This is a genomic window from Xanthomonas sp. NCPPB 3583, from assembly GCF_041475715.2.
Classification (GTDB): Bacteria; Pseudomonadota; Gammaproteobacteria; order Xanthomonadales; family Xanthomonadaceae; genus Xanthomonas; species Xanthomonas euvesicatoria.
Genome location: NZ_CM191263.1, coordinates 874988 through 890483 on the forward strand (window position 1 = coordinate 874988; position 15496 = coordinate 890483).

Genomic DNA, 15496 nt, shown 5'->3' on the forward strand with positions numbered 1-15496 from the left:
TGCTTGTGCTGTTGCCAATCCCCAATCCCCAATCCCAAATCCCGGACGTCTGATGCATTGCCCCTTCTGCCAGCACAACGATACCCGCGTGATCGATTCGCGGGTGTCCGAAGACGGCACGACGATCCGTCGGCGCCGCGAGTGCGAGGCGTGCGGCGAGCGGTTCAGTACGTTGGAAACGATCGAGCTGAAGCTGCCCACCGTGGTCAAGAGCGATGGTGGACGCGAGGCGTTCGATGCACGCAAGCTGCGCACCAGCTTCGACCGCGCGCTGCAGAAGCGGCCGGTGGCCGAAGAGCAGATCGAGGCGGCGGTGCGCGCGGTGGTGCATCAGCTGCGCATGTCCGGCGAGCGCGAAGTGGGTTCGCTGCGGGTAGGCGAATACGTGATGGTGGAGCTGCGCAAGCTCGATCATGTCGGCTATGTGCGCTTTGCCTCGGTGTATCGCAGCTTTCAGGACGTTGCCGACTTCCGCGAGGAAATCGAAAAGCTCGAACGCGAACTGCCGGTCGGCAGCGAACAACTGCCGCTGCTGGAAGCGGCATTGGAACGCGCCGGCAAACCCGGCAAGCGATGAGCGCGATGCGCATCGCCTGCGTTGCGCAAACGCCGCAGTACCTGCCTGCGATTGCGCAAGCGCATCTACAGGCCTTCGGCGCGCTGCTGCCGGAGTGGAGCATCGATGAGGCGCTGAGCGAACTGCGCAGCCATACGCGCGATGGCGTCATTCCCACGACCTGGGTGGCGCTGGATCAAACGCAGTGGCTGGGCTCGGTGAGCCTGCTCGAAAACGAGGACGCACGCATCCGGCAATGGTCGCCGTGGTTGGCGTCGTTGTACGTGCAGCCGCAGGCGCGCGGGCAGGGCATCGGCGAGGCGTTGGTCGCACACTGCGTGCAGGCCGCCGCGCAGCTGGGCGTGCCGCTGCTATACCTGTATTGCCAGCCGGGCTTGGCGCCGTTCTACCAGCGCCTAGGATGGCAGATACATACCGGGTTCCTGCTGGGCCCGATGCAGATCGTGGTGATGCGCATTACGCCGGGAGTGCAACGCAATGCGTGAGGCCACAACGACCGCCAGCGCCGACGACCATCGCTGGATGGCGCAGGCGTTGCGTCTGGCCGAGCGCGGCGCCTACACCACCCGGCCCAATCCGATGGTGGGCTGCGTCATCGTGCGCGATGGCGTCTGCGTGGGCGAGGGCTTTCATCAACGTGCCGGCGGCCCGCATGCCGAAGTCTTCGCGCTGCGTGCAGCGGGTGAGTTGGCGCGCGGTGCCACCGCGTACGTGACGCTGGAGCCATGCGCGCACTATGGGCGTACCCCGCCATGTGCGCTGGCCTTGATCGATGCCGGCGTTGCGCGTGTGGTTGCAGCAATGGCCGACCCGTTTCCGCAGGTCAATGGCGGCGGGTTTGCGCTGCTGCGCGAGGCCGGGATCGAAGTGCTGAGCGGCGTGATGCACGCGCAGGCGCGCACGCTCAACCAGGGATTTCTGTCGCGGGTGGAGCGTGGGCGGCCGTGGCTGCGGGTCAAACTCGGCGCCAGCCTGGACGGACGGACGGCGCTGGCAAGCGGTGAATCCAAATGGATTACCGGAAGTCGCGCGCGTGCCGATGGGCAGCGCTGGCGCGCACGTGCTGGCGCGATCCTGACCGGTGCAGGTACGGTGATGGCCGACGACCCATCCATGACGGTGCGGCTGGGCGAGGACATGCCGGTCGTGCCACCGCTGCGCGTGGTGCTCGATGCAGGGCTGCGGACGTTGGCGTGCAGGAACATTCGTCAGGGCAATGCGCCAACGCTGTATCTGCATGGCGAAAATGTGGCCGCACCTTCGCTGGACGATGCGCAGTTCCTTGCGATGCCGTTGCAAGCTGGACGCTTCGATCTGGCGGCGGTGCTGGCGCTGCTGGCCGAGCGCGGCATCAACGAAGTCCACGTGGAAGCCGGCGCCATGCTGAGCGGTGCGCTACTGCAGGCCGGACTGGTGGACGAATTGCTGGTCTACATGGCGCCGGTGTTGCTGGGCGACACCGCAAGGCCGCTGGTCGCTGGCCTTGGCATCGAAACGATGGCGCGGCGACATGCACTGCAGCTGCTGGATGTGCGCCAGCTGGGGCAGGATCTGCGTCTGCGCTATGCGCCGGCTGTTGCCGGGTGAGAGCTGCATGGCGCGTGCGATGCTGCGCGGCTGTGCTGTTGCGCGCATAAAAAAAGGCCCCGCATGCGGGGCCTTGGTGTATCTGCGAGGCGCCGATCAGAAGCTCGCGCGCACGCCGACCTTGTACTGGTTGGCGTTGTCGACGAACTGCGCTTCGGCGACCAGGCCCCAGGTGCGGGTGAAGTTGACCTGGCCACCCAGGGTGCCGACGAACTCACCCTTGTCCACGTCGCTACCGTCGATGTAACCGGCCTTGATCCAGGCTTCGGTGCGCGGCGAAGGCTTGCCACGCAGGCCCAGGTTGGCGAAGCCCAGGTTGCTCGAGTCCGACGCATCGTCGACCGAACGGCCGCGCAGGCGCAGGTCGGATTCGACCTTGGCGCGCAATACGCTGATGTCGGCGGTGAACTCCACGCGCTCGGTCATTTCTTGGCGGTAGCCGATACCCAAGGTGGCCTGCTGCAGCGTGCCCTCGAGCACAAAGCCTCCACCGAGGTTGAAATCCTTGTTGGCGCGCTCATAGCTGGCCAACAGGTAGACCGGCTGGGCAATCTGCCAGGAACCGCGAATGTAGCCGCCGTCGATATCGTCCGAATCGCCATTGACGCTGATTTCGGTACGGTTCCAGCCGCCTTCGACGTAGTTGTAGCTCAGGCCTTCCGCAGAAGCGGCAAACGGTGCGGCAGCCAGCATGGCAGCCATGATCAGGGTGTTACGCATTGGATGTCTCTCTCCGAATTGATGTCCGTGTCTCCACCTCGTTGCAAGGTGGAAAAGAACGACGTCTCCCGTCGCGGCGCGTAAATTAACAGATCCTTCACAATCCTGGCTATGGGGGATTTCCCGACATGACGCAGTGTCCTGCCAGCCTTGGCCCACGCTCGGCCATTGCTTCGATGTGCCCTGTTAAACTTTGCGCACCGGTTCGCCGGTACTCACGAACGTCTTCAGGGCGGGGTGCGATTCCCCACCGGCGGTAGGCATGCGCAAGCGTGCGAGCCCGCGAGCGCTTGCACTCCAGGGTTGAGCGGATCAACGCCAAACGCCTGCCGGGCAAGGTCAGCAGATCCGGTCCGATGCCGGAGCCGACGGTATAGTCCGGATGAAAGAAGACGGCCAACGCGCGGCCTTGCGGCTGCGCGCGCGCCTGTTTGCTTTGCCTTGCGGCGTTTTTCGCTCAACTCCTGCGAGAAACGACTAATGTCCATGCACCACCAGCCGCGCTGTGCCGCGGCCTTCCAGCGCTCCGTCACGGCAGCCGTGCTGCTGCAAGCGGGGGCACGCTGATGTTCACCGGCATCATTGAAGGCGTCGGCCAACTGGCCGCGCGTCAGCCGCAGGGCGGCGATGTGCGCTTCACCTTCGCCACCGGCACGCTGCCGTTCGAAGCGGTCCAGTTGGGCGAAAGCATCGCGGTCAATGGCGTGTGCCTGACCGTGATCGCATTCGACGCGGCCAGTTTTCAGGCCGATGCCTCGACCGAAACGCTGTCGCTGACCACCCTGGGCGCGTTGCCAGAGGGCGCACTGCTCAATCTGGAACGCGCGATGCGGCCTACCGACCGGCTTGGCGGGCACCTGGTCAGCGGACATGTGGATGGCCTGGGCCAGGTGCAGTCGGTCCATGACGATGCACGTGCGCAGCGTTGGCGGTTTGCTGCGCCGGCGTCGGTGTTGCGCTATGTGGCCAAGAAGGGCTCGATCTGCGTGGACGGCGTGAGCCTCACCGTCAATGACGTAGACGAAGACGGCTTCGAGGTCGCCTTGATTCCGCATACCGTGGCCCACACCGCGTTTGCGCAGACTGCGGTCGGTGCGGCGGTGAACCTGGAAATCGATCTGGTGGCGCGCTATGTGGAACGCCTGCTCGGCACGCGGGGGGCAGCATGAATTTCGCACCCGTTCCGGAACTGATCGAAGAACTGCGCGCCGGGCGCATGGTGGTCATCGTCGATGACGAAGACCGCGAAAACGAAGGCGATCTGATCATGGCCGCCGAGTTGGTCAAGCCGTCTGACATCAACTTCATGGTCACCCACGCGCGCGGGCTGGTGTGCCTGTCGCTGACCCGCGAGCGCTGCGCGCAGCTGGGTCTGGCGCCGATGGTGCGCAACAACACCGCGCAGTTCCAGACCAACTTCACTGTCAGCATCGAAGCGGCCGAAGGGGTGACCACCGGCATTTCGGCCTACGACCGCGCGCACACCGTGCGTACCGCCGTACGCCCGGATGCCCGGCCCCAGGATCTGAGCCAGCCTGGGCATATTTTCCCGTTGATCTCCCAGCCCGGTGGCGTGCTGACCCGTGCCGGCCACACCGAAGCGGCCAGCGACCTGCCGATGCTGGCCGGGCTGGAACCGGCCGGTGTGCTGGTGGAAGTGCTCAACCCGGACGGCAGCATGGCGCGCCGCCCGCAATTGGAAGTGTTCGCGCGCGAGCATGGCCTGAAGATGGGCTCGATCGCCGACCTGATCGCATATCGGCTTGCCAATGAGCACACCGTCGAGCGCGTGGACGAGCGGCAGATCACCACCGAATTCGGTCCGTTCAAGCTGGTGACCTACCGCGACCGCATCGCGCACGACCTGCACTTTGCGCTGGTGCGCGGTCGCGCCGATCCGCAGACGCCGACGCTGGTACGCGTGCAGGTGGAAAACCCGTTGGCCGACCTGCTGCACTGGCAGCGCGATGACTTCGGCGTGGCAGCCACCGACGCCTTGCGCGCGATCGCCGCCGAAGGGCAGGGCGTGATGGTGGTGCTGTCGGCGCCACGCGACAGCGAATCGCTGCTGGCACGGCTGCGCCAGCAGCCCGAAGCGGCCGCCAATGCCAAGGACGTGAGTCAGTGGCGGCGCAACGGCGCCGGCGCCCAGATCCTGGCCGACCTCGGCCTGGGCAAGTTGCGCGTGCTGGGCACCCCTCGGCGCCAGGTGGGGTTGGCCGGGTTCGGGCTGGAGGTGGTTGAGTATCTGGAATGCCACCCCGGTGAAGGCGTGCGCTCGGTGCCGCCGTCTGCCGTTCCCTGAGATGGCTGCGAGCTCACTTGGCCGGTCCCGTTGGTCTGGACTGTCAGTTAGCTGACGGCGCGCGGCTGTCAGCTGCGCGCTGCGTGTGGCGGCGCTGAAGTGGCCCGGGGCCGGCTACCGGTTCCAGCCGTGGCCCGCCCCCGGCCGTTTGCGCAGTGGGCCATTCGCCACGCCCCGTGTTGCTGAAACGCATGGCCGGGTCTGCTTTGGCCGACCCGGCCCACACGCGTCGGCCAGGCCTGGGCCCGGCAGCTGTTAAACTTCCCGCCCCCTCGAGTTGCCGACCCGCATGACCCACTACGAAGGCGATCTTCGCCCCACCACCGCGCGCTTTGCGATCATCGCCAGCCGCTGGAATGCCCGCATCACCGACGTGCTGGTTGCCGGCGCGCGCCAGAGCCTGGCCGGCAACGGTATCGGCGAAGACGCCATCGACGTGATCCGCGTGCCGGGCGCCTGGGAGATCCCGATCGCCGCCAATCGCGTGGCGCAGTCCGGCCAGCACGGCGCGATCATCGCGCTGGGCTGCGTGATCCGTGGCGATACCCGCCACTACGAGCACGTGGCCGACCTGTGTGCCGAAGGCCTGATGAGCGTGCAGCTGCAGACCGGCGTGCCGGTGCTCAATGGCGTGCTGGCGGTCGAACGCGTGGAAGATGCCGAAGCCCGTGCCGGCGGCAGCCACGGCAATAAGGGCGAGGAATGCGCGCTTGCAGCGCTGGAACTGGTGAATTTGATGGAGTTGTTGCCATGAGCAAGCCCGGTGGGCATTCGCGCCACGGCCGTCGCGACGGCATCGACCCGGTGCTGCGCTCGCGCGCACGTCGACGCGCCTTGCAGGCGGTCTATGCCTGGCAGATCTCCGGCGGTTTTGCCAAGCAGGTGATCGCCCAGTTCGCGCACGAGCAGGCGCACGAAGTGGCCGATCTGGCGTACTTCGAGAACCTGGTTGAAGGCGTGCTGAGCAACCGCGCCGAGCTGGATACCGCGCTGACGCCGTACCTGGATCGCAGCGTGGAAGAGGTCGATGCGATCGAACGCGCCGTGCTGCGCCTGGCCGCCTACGAATTGCTGTACCGCCAGGATGTGCCGTACCGCGTGGTGATCAACGAAGCGATCGAAACCGCCAAGCGCTTCGGCTCCGAGCACGGCCACACTTACGTCAACGGGGTGCTGGACCGCGCCGCGGTGGAGTGGCGCAAGGTGGAGTCGGGCGCCAGCGGCGCCTGAGCGCCGCGGGAACTGGGGAGTCGGGAAAGGCAATCGTAAGAGCACCGTTTCCGATACCTCACTGAGGCGCTTTTGCGATTTCCGATTCCCTTTTCCCGATTCCCGTCGCCATGCCCGAATTCGATCTAATTGCCCGTCTGCGTGCGCGCATTGCAGCGCGTGCCGATGTGCCGCTGGGCATTGGCGACGATGCGGCGTTGCTGCAGCCGCCGGCCGGTGAACAGTTGGCGATCACTGCCGATACGCTCAATGCAGGCGTGCATTTTCCGCACGAGACGCGCGCTGACGATCTGGGCTGGAAGACCCTGGCGGTCAATCTCTCCGATCTGGCGGCGATGGGCGCGCAACCGCGTTGGTGCACCTTGTCGTTGTCGTTGCCGCACGACGATGCGGCATGGGTGGATGGCTTTGCCGATGGCTTCTTCGCGCTGGCTGATGCACACGACATTGTGCTGGTCGGTGGCGACACCACGCGCGGGCCGTTGTCGTGCGCGGTGACTGCGATCGGCAGCCTGCCGCCGGGCGCCGCGCTGCGGCGCGATGGTGCGCGCGTTGGCGATGATGTGTGGGTGACCGGCGCGCCGGGTGAAGCCGCCGCCGCGTTGGCGTTGTGGCAGGCCGGCCAGTTGGATGTGACCTGCGCGGCGGCCGACCCGTTGCACGAGCGCTGGCGCGGCCGCCTGCTGCGTCCGCAGCCCCGCGTGCAGGCGGGGCTGCGCCTGCGCGGGCTTGCGCATGCCTGCGTGGACATCTCCGACGGGCTACTGGCCGATCTGGGGCATCTATGCGAACGCAGCGGCGTGGGTGCGCACCTGGTGCTCGCGGCCTTGCCGGCGATGCCGCGCAGTGCCGGAATCGACGTGGTGCAGTGCCTGGGCTGGCAACTCGGCGGTGGCGACGATTACGAGTTGTGTTTCACCGCCGCGCCGCAGCACCGCGATGCCGTGGCGCAGGCAATGGAATTTGCAACGGTGGCTGCAACGCGCATCGGCCAGATTGTCGCCACGCCCGGCGTGGTGGTACACGACGCCGAGGGCAACCCCTGGCACCCACCGCAGCGCGGCTACCAGCATTTCGTCGGCTGAGGCGTGGGGTTGGAGCGTGCGGTGGATGCGGGCAGTGCCGGTGCGCTGCGCTGAGACGATGCTGCTGCGCTGATCGTTGGGTGCCGTAGTGGAGGCGGCGGTGGCGCCTGCTGCGAAGTTGGGTGGAGCGCATTGGAAACAACGGGTGCTGCCAGCCCTCATCCGCCCTCCGGGCACCTTCTCCCGCGAGCGGGAGAAGGCAGCGAACCGGTTTGCCCGGCCGCTCCCGCTTGCGCAAGCAACGAATCCCGAATCCCGAATCCCGAATCCCGGCCCTTGAGCCATACCGTACCGTCTGGTACGTTCGCCCCGTTCTCCCCCGAACCACGGATGCATCGCAGTTGCCGCTGGGCCATCCCGGCCTGGCCTCGCGTGGGAGACAGCAGCATGAGCAAGCGTTGGATCGGGAGCATCGCCGCACTGGCGTTGCTGTTGGCATCGGCGTCGGCCGTGGCAGGCGCCTTCAGCAAGACCTATGAACGCATTCCCGGCTGGGACGGTGCCCAGATGGGCGCATTGGTGTTGGTGCCGCAAGGGCAGGGCGCCGGGCCGTTTCCGCTGATCGTGATGCCGGCCAGTTGGTCGTTGCCCAATCTGGAATATCTGGGGCGCGCCACCCAACTGGCCAGCGACGGCTACGTGGTGGTCAGCTATACCTCGCGTGGATTCTGGGATTCGGCCGGGCAGATCGATATCGCCGGGCCGGACACGGTGGAAGACGTCAGCGCGGTGATCGACTGGGCGTTGGCGCATACGCCGGCTAACCCGAATGCGATCGGTGCGTCGGGCATTTCGTACGGGGCGGGCATCAGCCTGCTGGCAGCCGAGCGCGACCCGCGGATCAAGGCGGTGGCTGCGCTCAGCGGTTGGGCCGATCTGGAAGCGGCGCTATATTCCAATCGCACCGTCAGCCAGCAGGGCGTCGGCCTGCTGGTGGGTGCGGGCGCACTCACCGGCCGGGCCGGCCCGGATCTGGCGCAGATCGGCGCACGCGTGGCGCAAGGCGATTACGATGGCGCGGTGCAGGGCTTCCTGCCGCAGGCCGCCTCGCGCAGCCCTGCGACCGATGTGGCAGCGCTCAACGCGCGTGGGACCGCGGTCTTGTTGGGTAATGCCTTCAACGACGGCCTGTTTCCGCCGAACCAGACCATCGCGTTCTTCAACCAGTTGCGTGGCCCCAAACAACTGCTGCTCAGCCAGGGCGATCACGCCACCGCAGAGCTGCCTGGTGCATTGGGATTGCCGAATGAGATCTATACCGCGACCACGCGCTGGTTCGATCGCCATCTCAAGCAACTCCGTAATGGCGTAGATGCCGAAGCACCGGTGCGGCTGTCGCCACGTGCCGGGCAATGGCTGGACTATCCGGACTGGGCATCGGTGCAACAGGCAACCACGCAGCTGGGTCTGTCCGCACCAGCCAGCTTGCTGACCCCCACCGGTGGATTGACCGGCGGGACGTTCAGCGGGTGGCAATCGCGCATCGCCACCGACGTGCCGACCGTGGCCGATTCCGGGGTGGTGCTGGTCAGCGGTTTGCTGCAAGGCATCGGCCTGCCGGTGAGCACCTCGATTCCGCTGGTCAACCGCGCCGGTGCCGCCGTGTGGGTCGGCTCGCCATCGACCAGCACCCGGCGCCTGGCCGGTAGCCCGTCGCTACGCGTGACAGTGGTGCCCAGTCAGTCCAACGTCAGTCTGTTCGCGTATCTGTACCGCATGGATGGCTTGGGCGTCGCGCAACTGATCACGCATGCGCCGTACTCGTTGCGCAATTCCACACCGGGCCGTGCAGTCACCCTGGACTGGCCACTGCAGGCGGCGGCAACCGAGATTCCCGCAGGGCAGCGACTGGTGTTGGTGATCGACACCCGCGACGCGCGCTACACCGATGCCAGCGAGGGCGGTGGCACGGTGACATTCACCTCGCCAGTTGCAGCGCCCTCCGTGTTGAACGTGCCGCTTCGGTAGGGCAGCACGCCGTATCTGCATCGTCCCAGATCGTCCGCCGCGAGACTGGCGAACAGCGGCGGGTGGCGTGCCAGCCGCCGAACCCGCATCTGCATCGGTCACGTCGCGTTCGCCCAGGCGAACGCGATTTCTGGCTGTGCGCGCGGACACGAGGTCGCTTTCGGGAAAGTACGCACGAAGCCTAACTCGATGCCGCTGCTGCGGCACACCGCAGGAGACCCGAGATGCCGATCACCCGAACCGGTCTGCCGCACGCTGTGGCGTCAACCAGCCAAACGCAGGAGACGTCGCAGGCTTCGGCGAGTCAAGGAGTCGTCGACTCAAGCACAGTGCCACCCCGGCGTGCCGAGACGTTCGACGGGCTATCTGCGCTGCCGAATGATCTACGCCGCGAGATTGCGCAGCGGTGTGGACCGCGCAGCCTCGTGCGCCTGGGCAGCGTCTCGCGGCAGATGGCGGAAGACACCAGGGATGTGCGAGCGTTCCTGACAGCGAGGCCGCGCTATGACCCGAGCTTGGAGTTCGGGGACGTCCATAGTGCAGAAAGCATGCGTGTCGCCCTGGACGAAGTGGCGCATTTCCCCTACCCGGACGATGAGGATCGCAGCGAGCAGATATTGCGCGGATACGGAAGGCTTGCAGCGCGGATTCCATCATTGCCGCAGGCGCAGCGATTTGAGGCGTTTACCGCGGTGTTGAATCACGCCACCCGCCATTCCGGGAACATGGCATTTCGCGTGGTGGCGCGCTTGACGGATGACCTGGGATGCTTGCCCGAGGACCTGCGCGCGCTCGCGTTCCATGCAATCTTGCCCAGTTTGATTGCTACGCGCCGGCAAGCGCTGCAGGCTGCTGCCGGAGCAGCGCACGTTGGCCACATAGGGGCAGTCGCAGAGGCTGATGCAGGGGGCGTGCAAGGTGATGGTGAGCCAGGGCCGCAAGGCGCTGCGGCTCCGGCCCAGGGTGGCGCTGCCGGAGGCATCGGCGGAGCGCTTCCGTTTAATTTGCTGGCATCGGCGATCAGGCATCTGCCCGAGGAGGCAGTCAACCTGGCGATCACCGAGGCTGCTGCACTCCAGAGCGGCCCACGCCTGCTGGCAGAGGTGACCCTACGCCTGCATCTTGTCGGATTGGAGCCGATCCATCGATTCCAGCAAGCGTATGCGCAGCTTGCCGAGCACCTCGCGCGTTCCGGCGATGGAGCCGAAGCCTTGACCCACCTGGTGGCCTTGTTGAACAGACTGCCCGATCCGGGAGTGCGCCAGGCTGCCTTCAGGGAATTGACGCGCGCCGTGCACGCATTGGACAGCACAGAGAGCGGCGCTGCGGTGCTGAGGCGGTTGGCTGGGGCGTTGCCGCACCAGCCTGCCGCGGTGCGTTACCTGTGCAGCCTTGATGTGCTTGCAGCGGCGGCGAGCCTCTTCCCGAGCGAGCAGATACCGGTCATTGCCGCCGTCCGTGCGCAGGCTGCTGCGATCCCGAACCAGGCCGCTGAACTTATCGCCAGATGCGACGACGCGATCGCCACGGCCAGCATGATGCTTGCGACTGTGTCGCGCAGGTATATGGACATGTGAGCACTGTTTGATTGAGTGTGGTCTGGTCACGCAGCGGACGCGCTTGCCTGGAGCCCCCCCTGTCCGGCGCGACCCTTGAGCAGATGGAACTTCGCAGCGTCGCTGCCATCTGCGTGCCTGCAGCCGGCGCAGCCAGGCAAGCCAACCGTCGGAACGCGCGGCGGGCCATCTGGTTGAGGCGCAGCGCTGGCCCGCGCATTTTATGCGGACTTTACGCAGCGCCGGCGGCAGATCCATAGCGACTTTACGCGGCCCAGGCAGAGACTGCGCAGGTTGGCGGAGCGGTTCCGCCGTGGACGATCCCGATGCATCCCTTGACCTGTCTGCTCCATCGGCGCTGCGCGCACGGTGCTGCAGCGCTTTGCCATGTTGGCACGCACACGCCGCCTACGCCGTTGCACATCGCACTTATCGCGCCGCCGTGCGCGCGTTCGGGGGAGTGATCGACATGCCTGGCTGGTTGTCCCTGTTGTGCGGTGTGGCCGTACTCGTTGCTGCTGCGTACCTGCTGTACGTGGTGCTGCGGCCCGAAGACTTCTGATCCGAGTGCGCCTCAATGACTGAAACTTTTCTTGTGTACGCGCTGGCCATCGTGCTGGCGTGGCCCCTGGGCCGTTATATGGCTGCGGTGATGCGCGGTGCACCGATGCGCGGCGATGCGCTGTTCGGCTGGATCGAACGGCCGTTGTATGCCTTGCTTGGCACGCGTCCGCAGCAGGGCATGTCGTGGCGCGGATACAGCATGGCATTTCTGCTCAGCAACCTTGTTGTTGGTTTGCTGACCTGGGTGGTGTTCATGACCCAGGCATGGCTGCCGTTCAACCCGGACGCCATCCCCAACATGCGGTGGGATACCGCCCTGCACACCATGGTGTCGTTCGTCACCAACACCAATCAGCAGCATTACTCTGGCCAGGCGCAGCTGTCGTATCTGTCGCAGATGACCGGCATCGTCGGCCTGCAGGTGGTGACGCCGATGATGGGCTTGGCATTGGCGGTTGCAACGCTGCGCGCATTGTTCGGTGGGCGTGCCGCCAGACAGGCGTCGATTGCTGCAGCGAATCCGGACACGGCGGCCGTGGCGGAGAGTTCGGAGCCGGAACCGTCGCGTCCAGGGCGCCAGCACGGCGGGTCTGGGTTGGAAGCCCTGCCTGAAGCGGACGTCGGCAATTACTGGGCCGACGTGATTCGCTCCAGCGTGCGCGTGTTGTTGCCGCTGTGCCTGCTGTGGACCGTGCTGCTCGGCTGGCAGGGCGTGCCGTCGACATTACAGGGCGCGGCGACGGCGACGCCATTGGATAGCAGCGCGGGCATGCCCAAGCAGACCATTGCGGTGGGCCCGGTTGCGGCGATGGTGGCGGTGAAACAGCTGGGCACCAATGGCGGTGGCTGGTATGGCCCCAATAGTTCGGTGGCGCTGGAAAACCCAACGCCGTTGAGCAATCTGCTTGAAACGCTCGCGTTGGTCTTGCTGCCGATGAGCGTGGTGTTCATGGTCGGCTACCTGACCGGGCGCAAGCGCCTGACGGCATTGGTGTTCGGCACGATGCTCACGATGTCGGCCGCGTCCACCGCGCTATTGCTGTGGTCCGAAGCGCATTCGGCCAGCGCCAACTCGCCGGCGCTGATGGAAGGCAAGGAAGTGCGCATCGGTGCCGATGCCTCGGCATTGTGGGCGGCGTTGACCACGCAGACCTCCAATGGCTCGGTCAATGCGATGCACGATTCGTTGGCGCCGTTGAGTGGCCTGGTCACGCTGGTCGACATGTTGATCAACGCCATCTGGGGCGGTATCGGCTGTGGTCTGCAGCAGTTTGTGGTGTATCTGTTGCTGAGCGTGTTTCTGGCCGGTTTGATGACCGGACGCACGCCGGAGTTGTTCGGCCGCAAGATCGAATCGCGCGAAGTGCAGTTGCTGGCGCTGTTGATCCTGCTGCAGCCGCTGGTGGTGCTGGGCTTTACCGCAGTGGCGCTGGCTGTCCCGGCACTGACTGCCAATTCCAACCCCGGCTTCCATGGCATCAGCCAGGTGTTCTACGAGTACACCTCTGCATTCGCCAACAACGGTTCGGGTTTCGAAGGCCTGGGCGATGCCACGTACTGGTGGAACCTGAGCTGTTCGGCGGTGCTGGCGCTGGGACGGTATCCGGCGTTGATCCTGCCGCTGATGGTGGCCGCCCGCATGGCAGTCAAGCGGCGTGCGCCGGAATCGGCCGGCAGCCTGCAGGTCGAAACGCCCACCTTTGCGCTGACCCTGATGGCGATCGTGATCGTGCTGACCGTGCTGCAGTTCATGCCGGCACTGGTGCTGGGTCCTATCGCTGAACACCTCGCCCTGGCGGCGTCCTGAGAGTTTTGAGCAATGTCTACGATCGATACGACTGAAAAACGCGAGCGCGGTGACGCAGCGTTGTTCGATGCCGCCGTACTGGTTGCGGCGATGCGTGCGGCGTTCGCCAAGTTGGCGCCGCGGCATCTGCTGCGCAGCCCGGTGATGGCGGTGGTGATGGGCGGTACCTTGCTGGCGGCGGTGATCACCGCCAGCGGGCATTCGCATGCCGGCTTCGGCTGGGCGGTGACGGCGATCCTGTTCGTCACCGTGCTGTTCGGCAATTTTGCCGAAGCCATCGCCGAAGCGCGCGGTCGCGGCCAGGCTGCATCGCTGCGGCGTGCGCGCAAGGACCTGGTGGCACGCAGGGTGGAAACCGCACTCGGTGGCCGCGAAACGCGTGTGCCGGCAGCGGAGCTGCGTCCGGGCGATTACGTGATGGTATCCGAAGGCGAATTCGTGCCGGCCGATGGCGAGATCGTGCGCGGTGTGGCCACCATCAACGAAGCAGCGGTGACCGGCGAATCGGCACCGGTACTGCGCGAGGCCGGCACCGATCGCAGCGGCGTGATCGGTGGCACGCGCGTGCTCTCCGACGAGATCGTGTTCAAGGTCACCGCCGAGCCGGGGCACAGCTTCCTCGATCGCATGATCGCGTTGGTGGAAGGTGCCAACCGGCAAAAGACACCGAACGAAATCGCGCTGACCTTGTTGCTGGCCGCGATGACGCTGACGTTCTTGATCGTGGTGGCATCGTTGCCGGCGATCGCGGGCTTTGTTGGCGTCACGCTGGATCCGCTGCTGCTGATCGCGTTGCTAGTGTGCCTGATCCCGACGACCATCGGCGGGCTGTTGCCGGCGATCGGTATCGCCGGCATGAACCGCGCGCTGTCGGCCAATGTGCTGGCCAAATCGGGCAAGGCCGTGGAAGTGGCCGGCGACGTGGATGTGCTGCTGCTCGACAAGACCGGCACCATCACCTACGGCGACCGCCAGGCCACCGCATTCCATCCGCTGGCCGGCGTCGACCGTGCGCAACTGCGCGATGCGGCCATGCTCGCCTCGCTGGCCGACCCCACGCCGGAAGGCAAGTCCATCGTCAAGCTGGCGCGTCAGCAAGGTGCGGTCGCAGTGGAAGCCGAGGGTGGGCATTTCATCGCGTTCACCGCGCAGACGCGCATGTCCGGCGTGGATATCGGTGGGCGCAGCATCCGCAAGGGCGCCGGCGATGCGATCGTGGCGTATGTGCAGGCGCAGGGCGCAACGGTCTCGCCGGAATTGCAGGGCCGTATCGAGGAGGTCGCACGTGGCGGCGCCACACCGTTGGTGGTGGCCGAAGGCCGTCATGTGCTCGGTGTGGTCGAGTTGAGCGACGTGGTCAAGCAGGGCATCAAGGAAAAATTCGCGCAGTTGCGTGCGATGGGCATCAAGACCGTGATGATCACCGGCGACAACCCGCTCACCGCGGCGGCGATCGCTGCCGAAGCCGGCGTGGACGACTACATCGCCCAGGCCCGCCCGGAAGACAAGCTGGCACGCATCCGTGCCGAACAGACGGGCGGACGGCTGGTGGCGATGGTCGGCGACGGCACCAACGACGCCCCGGCGCTCGCGCAGGCCGATGTGGGCCTGGCAATGAACTCCGGCACCCAGGCGGCCAAGGAAGCCGGCAACATGGTGGATCTGGATTCGGATCCGGCCAAGTTGCTGGCGGTGGTGGAAGTGGGCAAGCAGCAGCTGATCACGCGTGGCGCGTTGACCACCTTCTCGCTGGCCAATGACGTTTCCAAGTACTTCGCGATCCTGCCGGCGCTGTTTGCAGCCGCCATCCCGTCGATGGCAGCGCTCAACGTGATGCAGCTCTCCAGCCCGCGTCATGCGGTGCTGGCGGCCTTGATCTTCAATGCGTTGATTATTCCGGCATTGATTCCGCTGGCGTTGCGCGGGGTACGTTTTCGTCCTTCCAGCGCCACCGCGCTGCTGCGCCGGAACATGCTGATCTACGGCGTTGGCGGCGTGTTGCTGCCGTTCGCGGCGATCAAAGTGATCGATCTGGCGCTGGTGGCCGTCCTCGGTGCCTGAGCCACGCGTGATGCCCCTTTCTTCTTCCGGAAACAT

The 15496-nt window shown here is 66.0% G+C and carries 14 protein-coding genes and 1 riboswitch; of the genes, 13 read left to right on the plus strand and 1 reads right to left on the minus strand.

Annotation, left to right across the window (positions count from 1 at the left end):
* The first annotated feature begins 52 nt into the window (after positions 1-52).
* Genes nrdR through ribD form a run of 3 tightly spaced genes read left to right on the plus strand, consistent with a single transcriptional unit; the run spans position 53 to position 2164 of the window.
* Complete coding sequence (gene nrdR / locus ACCQ07_RS03820) at positions 53-577, plus strand: transcriptional regulator NrdR (protein ID WP_003490311.1); 525 nt, start codon at positions 53-55, stop codon at positions 575-577.
* Positions 574-1062, plus strand: coding sequence for a GNAT family N-acetyltransferase (locus ACCQ07_RS03825; protein ID WP_057682144.1), 489 nt, complete (start codon positions 574-576; stop codon positions 1060-1062). The genes nrdR and ACCQ07_RS03825 overlap by 4 nt, the downstream gene beginning before the upstream one ends.
* Positions 1055-2164 carry a bifunctional diaminohydroxyphosphoribosylaminopyrimidine deaminase/5-amino-6-(5-phosphoribosylamino)uracil reductase RibD gene (gene ribD, locus ACCQ07_RS03830; RefSeq protein WP_014089376.1) on the plus strand — a complete coding sequence of 370 codons (1110 nt, stop codon included), beginning with the start codon at positions 1055-1057 and terminating at the stop codon, positions 2162-2164. Before ACCQ07_RS03825 ends, ribD begins: the two co-directional genes overlap by 8 nt.
* A gap of 96 nt (positions 2165-2260) precedes the next feature.
* Here ribD and ACCQ07_RS03835 read toward each other — a convergent pair whose 3' ends face one another.
* Positions 2261-2884: a hypothetical protein gene (locus tag ACCQ07_RS03835; protein ID WP_372363809.1), complete on the minus strand. Its 624-nt coding sequence runs from the start codon at positions 2882-2884 to the stop codon at positions 2261-2263.
* Positions 2885-3103: 219 nt separating this feature from the next.
* A riboswitch (FMN riboswitch) is annotated at positions 3104-3282 on the plus strand.
* A 168-nt stretch (positions 3283-3450) separates the two neighbouring features.
* Between ACCQ07_RS03835 and ACCQ07_RS03840 the strand changes: the two genes are divergently transcribed.
* The 10 genes from ACCQ07_RS03840 (at position 3451) to kdpB (ending at position 15460) form a co-directional block, all read left to right on the plus strand.
* On the plus strand, positions 3451-4053 hold the full coding sequence (locus ACCQ07_RS03840) for a riboflavin synthase (protein WP_005920959.1): 603 nt from the start codon (positions 3451-3453) through the stop codon (positions 4051-4053).
* Complete coding sequence (gene ribB / locus ACCQ07_RS03845; protein ID WP_011346403.1) at positions 4050-5189, plus strand: 3,4-dihydroxy-2-butanone-4-phosphate synthase; 1140 nt, start codon at positions 4050-4052, stop codon at positions 5187-5189. The genes ACCQ07_RS03840 and ribB overlap by 4 nt, the downstream gene beginning before the upstream one ends.
* Positions 5190-5478: 289 nt before the next feature.
* Entirely contained in the window at positions 5479-5943 is a 465-nt protein-coding gene (gene ribH, locus ACCQ07_RS03850) for a 6,7-dimethyl-8-ribityllumazine synthase (protein ID WP_003490334.1), read from the plus strand.
* Positions 5940-6419, plus strand: a complete 480-nt coding sequence (gene nusB / locus ACCQ07_RS03855) for a transcription antitermination factor NusB (RefSeq protein WP_003490336.1) — start codon at positions 5940-5942, stop codon at positions 6417-6419. Before ribH ends, nusB begins: the two co-directional genes overlap by 4 nt.
* Before the next feature lie 110 nt (positions 6420-6529).
* The gene (gene thiL, locus ACCQ07_RS03860) at positions 6530-7504 is read left to right on the plus strand and encodes a thiamine-phosphate kinase (protein WP_031421072.1); all 975 of its coding nucleotides are present in this window, start codon (positions 6530-6532) and stop codon (positions 7502-7504) included.
* Positions 7505-7891: 387 nt separating this feature from the next.
* A complete protein-coding gene (locus ACCQ07_RS03865; RefSeq protein WP_031421074.1) occupies positions 7892-9472 on the plus strand; it encodes a CocE/NonD family hydrolase in 1581 nt (526 codons plus the stop codon).
* A 224-nt stretch (positions 9473-9696) separates the two neighbouring features.
* On the plus strand, positions 9697-11049 hold the full coding sequence (gene xopI / locus ACCQ07_RS03870; RefSeq protein WP_071118646.1) for a type III secretion system effector F-box protein XopI: 1353 nt from the start codon (positions 9697-9699) through the stop codon (positions 11047-11049).
* A gap of 448 nt (positions 11050-11497) precedes the next feature.
* The gene (locus ACCQ07_RS03875) at positions 11498-11590 is read left to right on the plus strand and encodes a potassium-transporting ATPase subunit F (protein ID WP_005910961.1); all 93 of its coding nucleotides are present in this window, start codon (positions 11498-11500) and stop codon (positions 11588-11590) included.
* Between the two features lie 15 nt (positions 11591-11605).
* Positions 11606-13399 carry a potassium-transporting ATPase subunit KdpA gene (kdpA, locus tag ACCQ07_RS03880; protein WP_122273272.1) on the plus strand — a complete coding sequence of 598 codons (1794 nt, stop codon included), beginning with the start codon at positions 11606-11608 and terminating at the stop codon, positions 13397-13399.
* Positions 13400-13411: 12 nt separating this feature from the next.
* Complete coding sequence (gene kdpB, locus ACCQ07_RS03885) at positions 13412-15460, plus strand: potassium-transporting ATPase subunit KdpB (protein ID WP_071117895.1); 2049 nt, start codon at positions 13412-13414, stop codon at positions 15458-15460.
* Positions 15461-15496 lie beyond the last annotated feature (36 nt).

What these genes read in the sequence shown, in the direction of transcription:
- ribD (WP_014089376.1), top strand. Translation starts at nt 1,055, where the DNA reads ATGCGTGAGGCCACAACGACCGCCAGCGCCGACGACCATCGCTGGATG.
- ACCQ07_RS03835 (WP_372363809.1), bottom strand. Translation starts at nt 2,884, where the DNA reads ATGCGTAACACCCTGATCATGGCTGCCATGCTGGCTGCCGCACCGTTT.
- xopI (WP_071118646.1), top strand. Translation starts at nt 9,697, where the DNA reads ATGCCGATCACCCGAACCGGTCTGCCGCACGCTGTGGCGTCAACCAGC.
- ACCQ07_RS03875 (WP_005910961.1), top strand. Translation starts at nt 11,498, where the DNA reads ATGCCTGGCTGGTTGTCCCTGTTGTGCGGTGTGGCCGTACTCGTTGCT.
- ACCQ07_RS03840 (WP_005920959.1), top strand. Translation starts at nt 3,451, where the DNA reads ATGTTCACCGGCATCATTGAAGGCGTCGGCCAACTGGCCGCGCGTCAG.
- kdpA (WP_122273272.1), top strand. Translation starts at nt 11,606, where the DNA reads ATGACTGAAACTTTTCTTGTGTACGCGCTGGCCATCGTGCTGGCGTGG.
- nrdR (WP_003490311.1), top strand. Translation starts at nt 53, where the DNA reads ATGCATTGCCCCTTCTGCCAGCACAACGATACCCGCGTGATCGATTCG.
- ribH (WP_003490334.1), top strand. Translation starts at nt 5,479, where the DNA reads ATGACCCACTACGAAGGCGATCTTCGCCCCACCACCGCGCGCTTTGCG.
- ACCQ07_RS03825 (WP_057682144.1), top strand. Translation starts at nt 574, where the DNA reads ATGAGCGCGATGCGCATCGCCTGCGTTGCGCAAACGCCGCAGTACCTG.
- thiL (WP_031421072.1), top strand. Translation starts at nt 6,530, where the DNA reads ATGCCCGAATTCGATCTAATTGCCCGTCTGCGTGCGCGCATTGCAGCG.
- ACCQ07_RS03865 (WP_031421074.1), top strand. Translation starts at nt 7,892, where the DNA reads ATGAGCAAGCGTTGGATCGGGAGCATCGCCGCACTGGCGTTGCTGTTG.
- ribB (WP_011346403.1), top strand. Translation starts at nt 4,050, where the DNA reads ATGAATTTCGCACCCGTTCCGGAACTGATCGAAGAACTGCGCGCCGGG.
- kdpB (WP_071117895.1), top strand. Translation starts at nt 13,412, where the DNA reads ATGTCTACGATCGATACGACTGAAAAACGCGAGCGCGGTGACGCAGCG.
- nusB (WP_003490336.1), top strand. Translation starts at nt 5,940, where the DNA reads ATGAGCAAGCCCGGTGGGCATTCGCGCCACGGCCGTCGCGACGGCATC.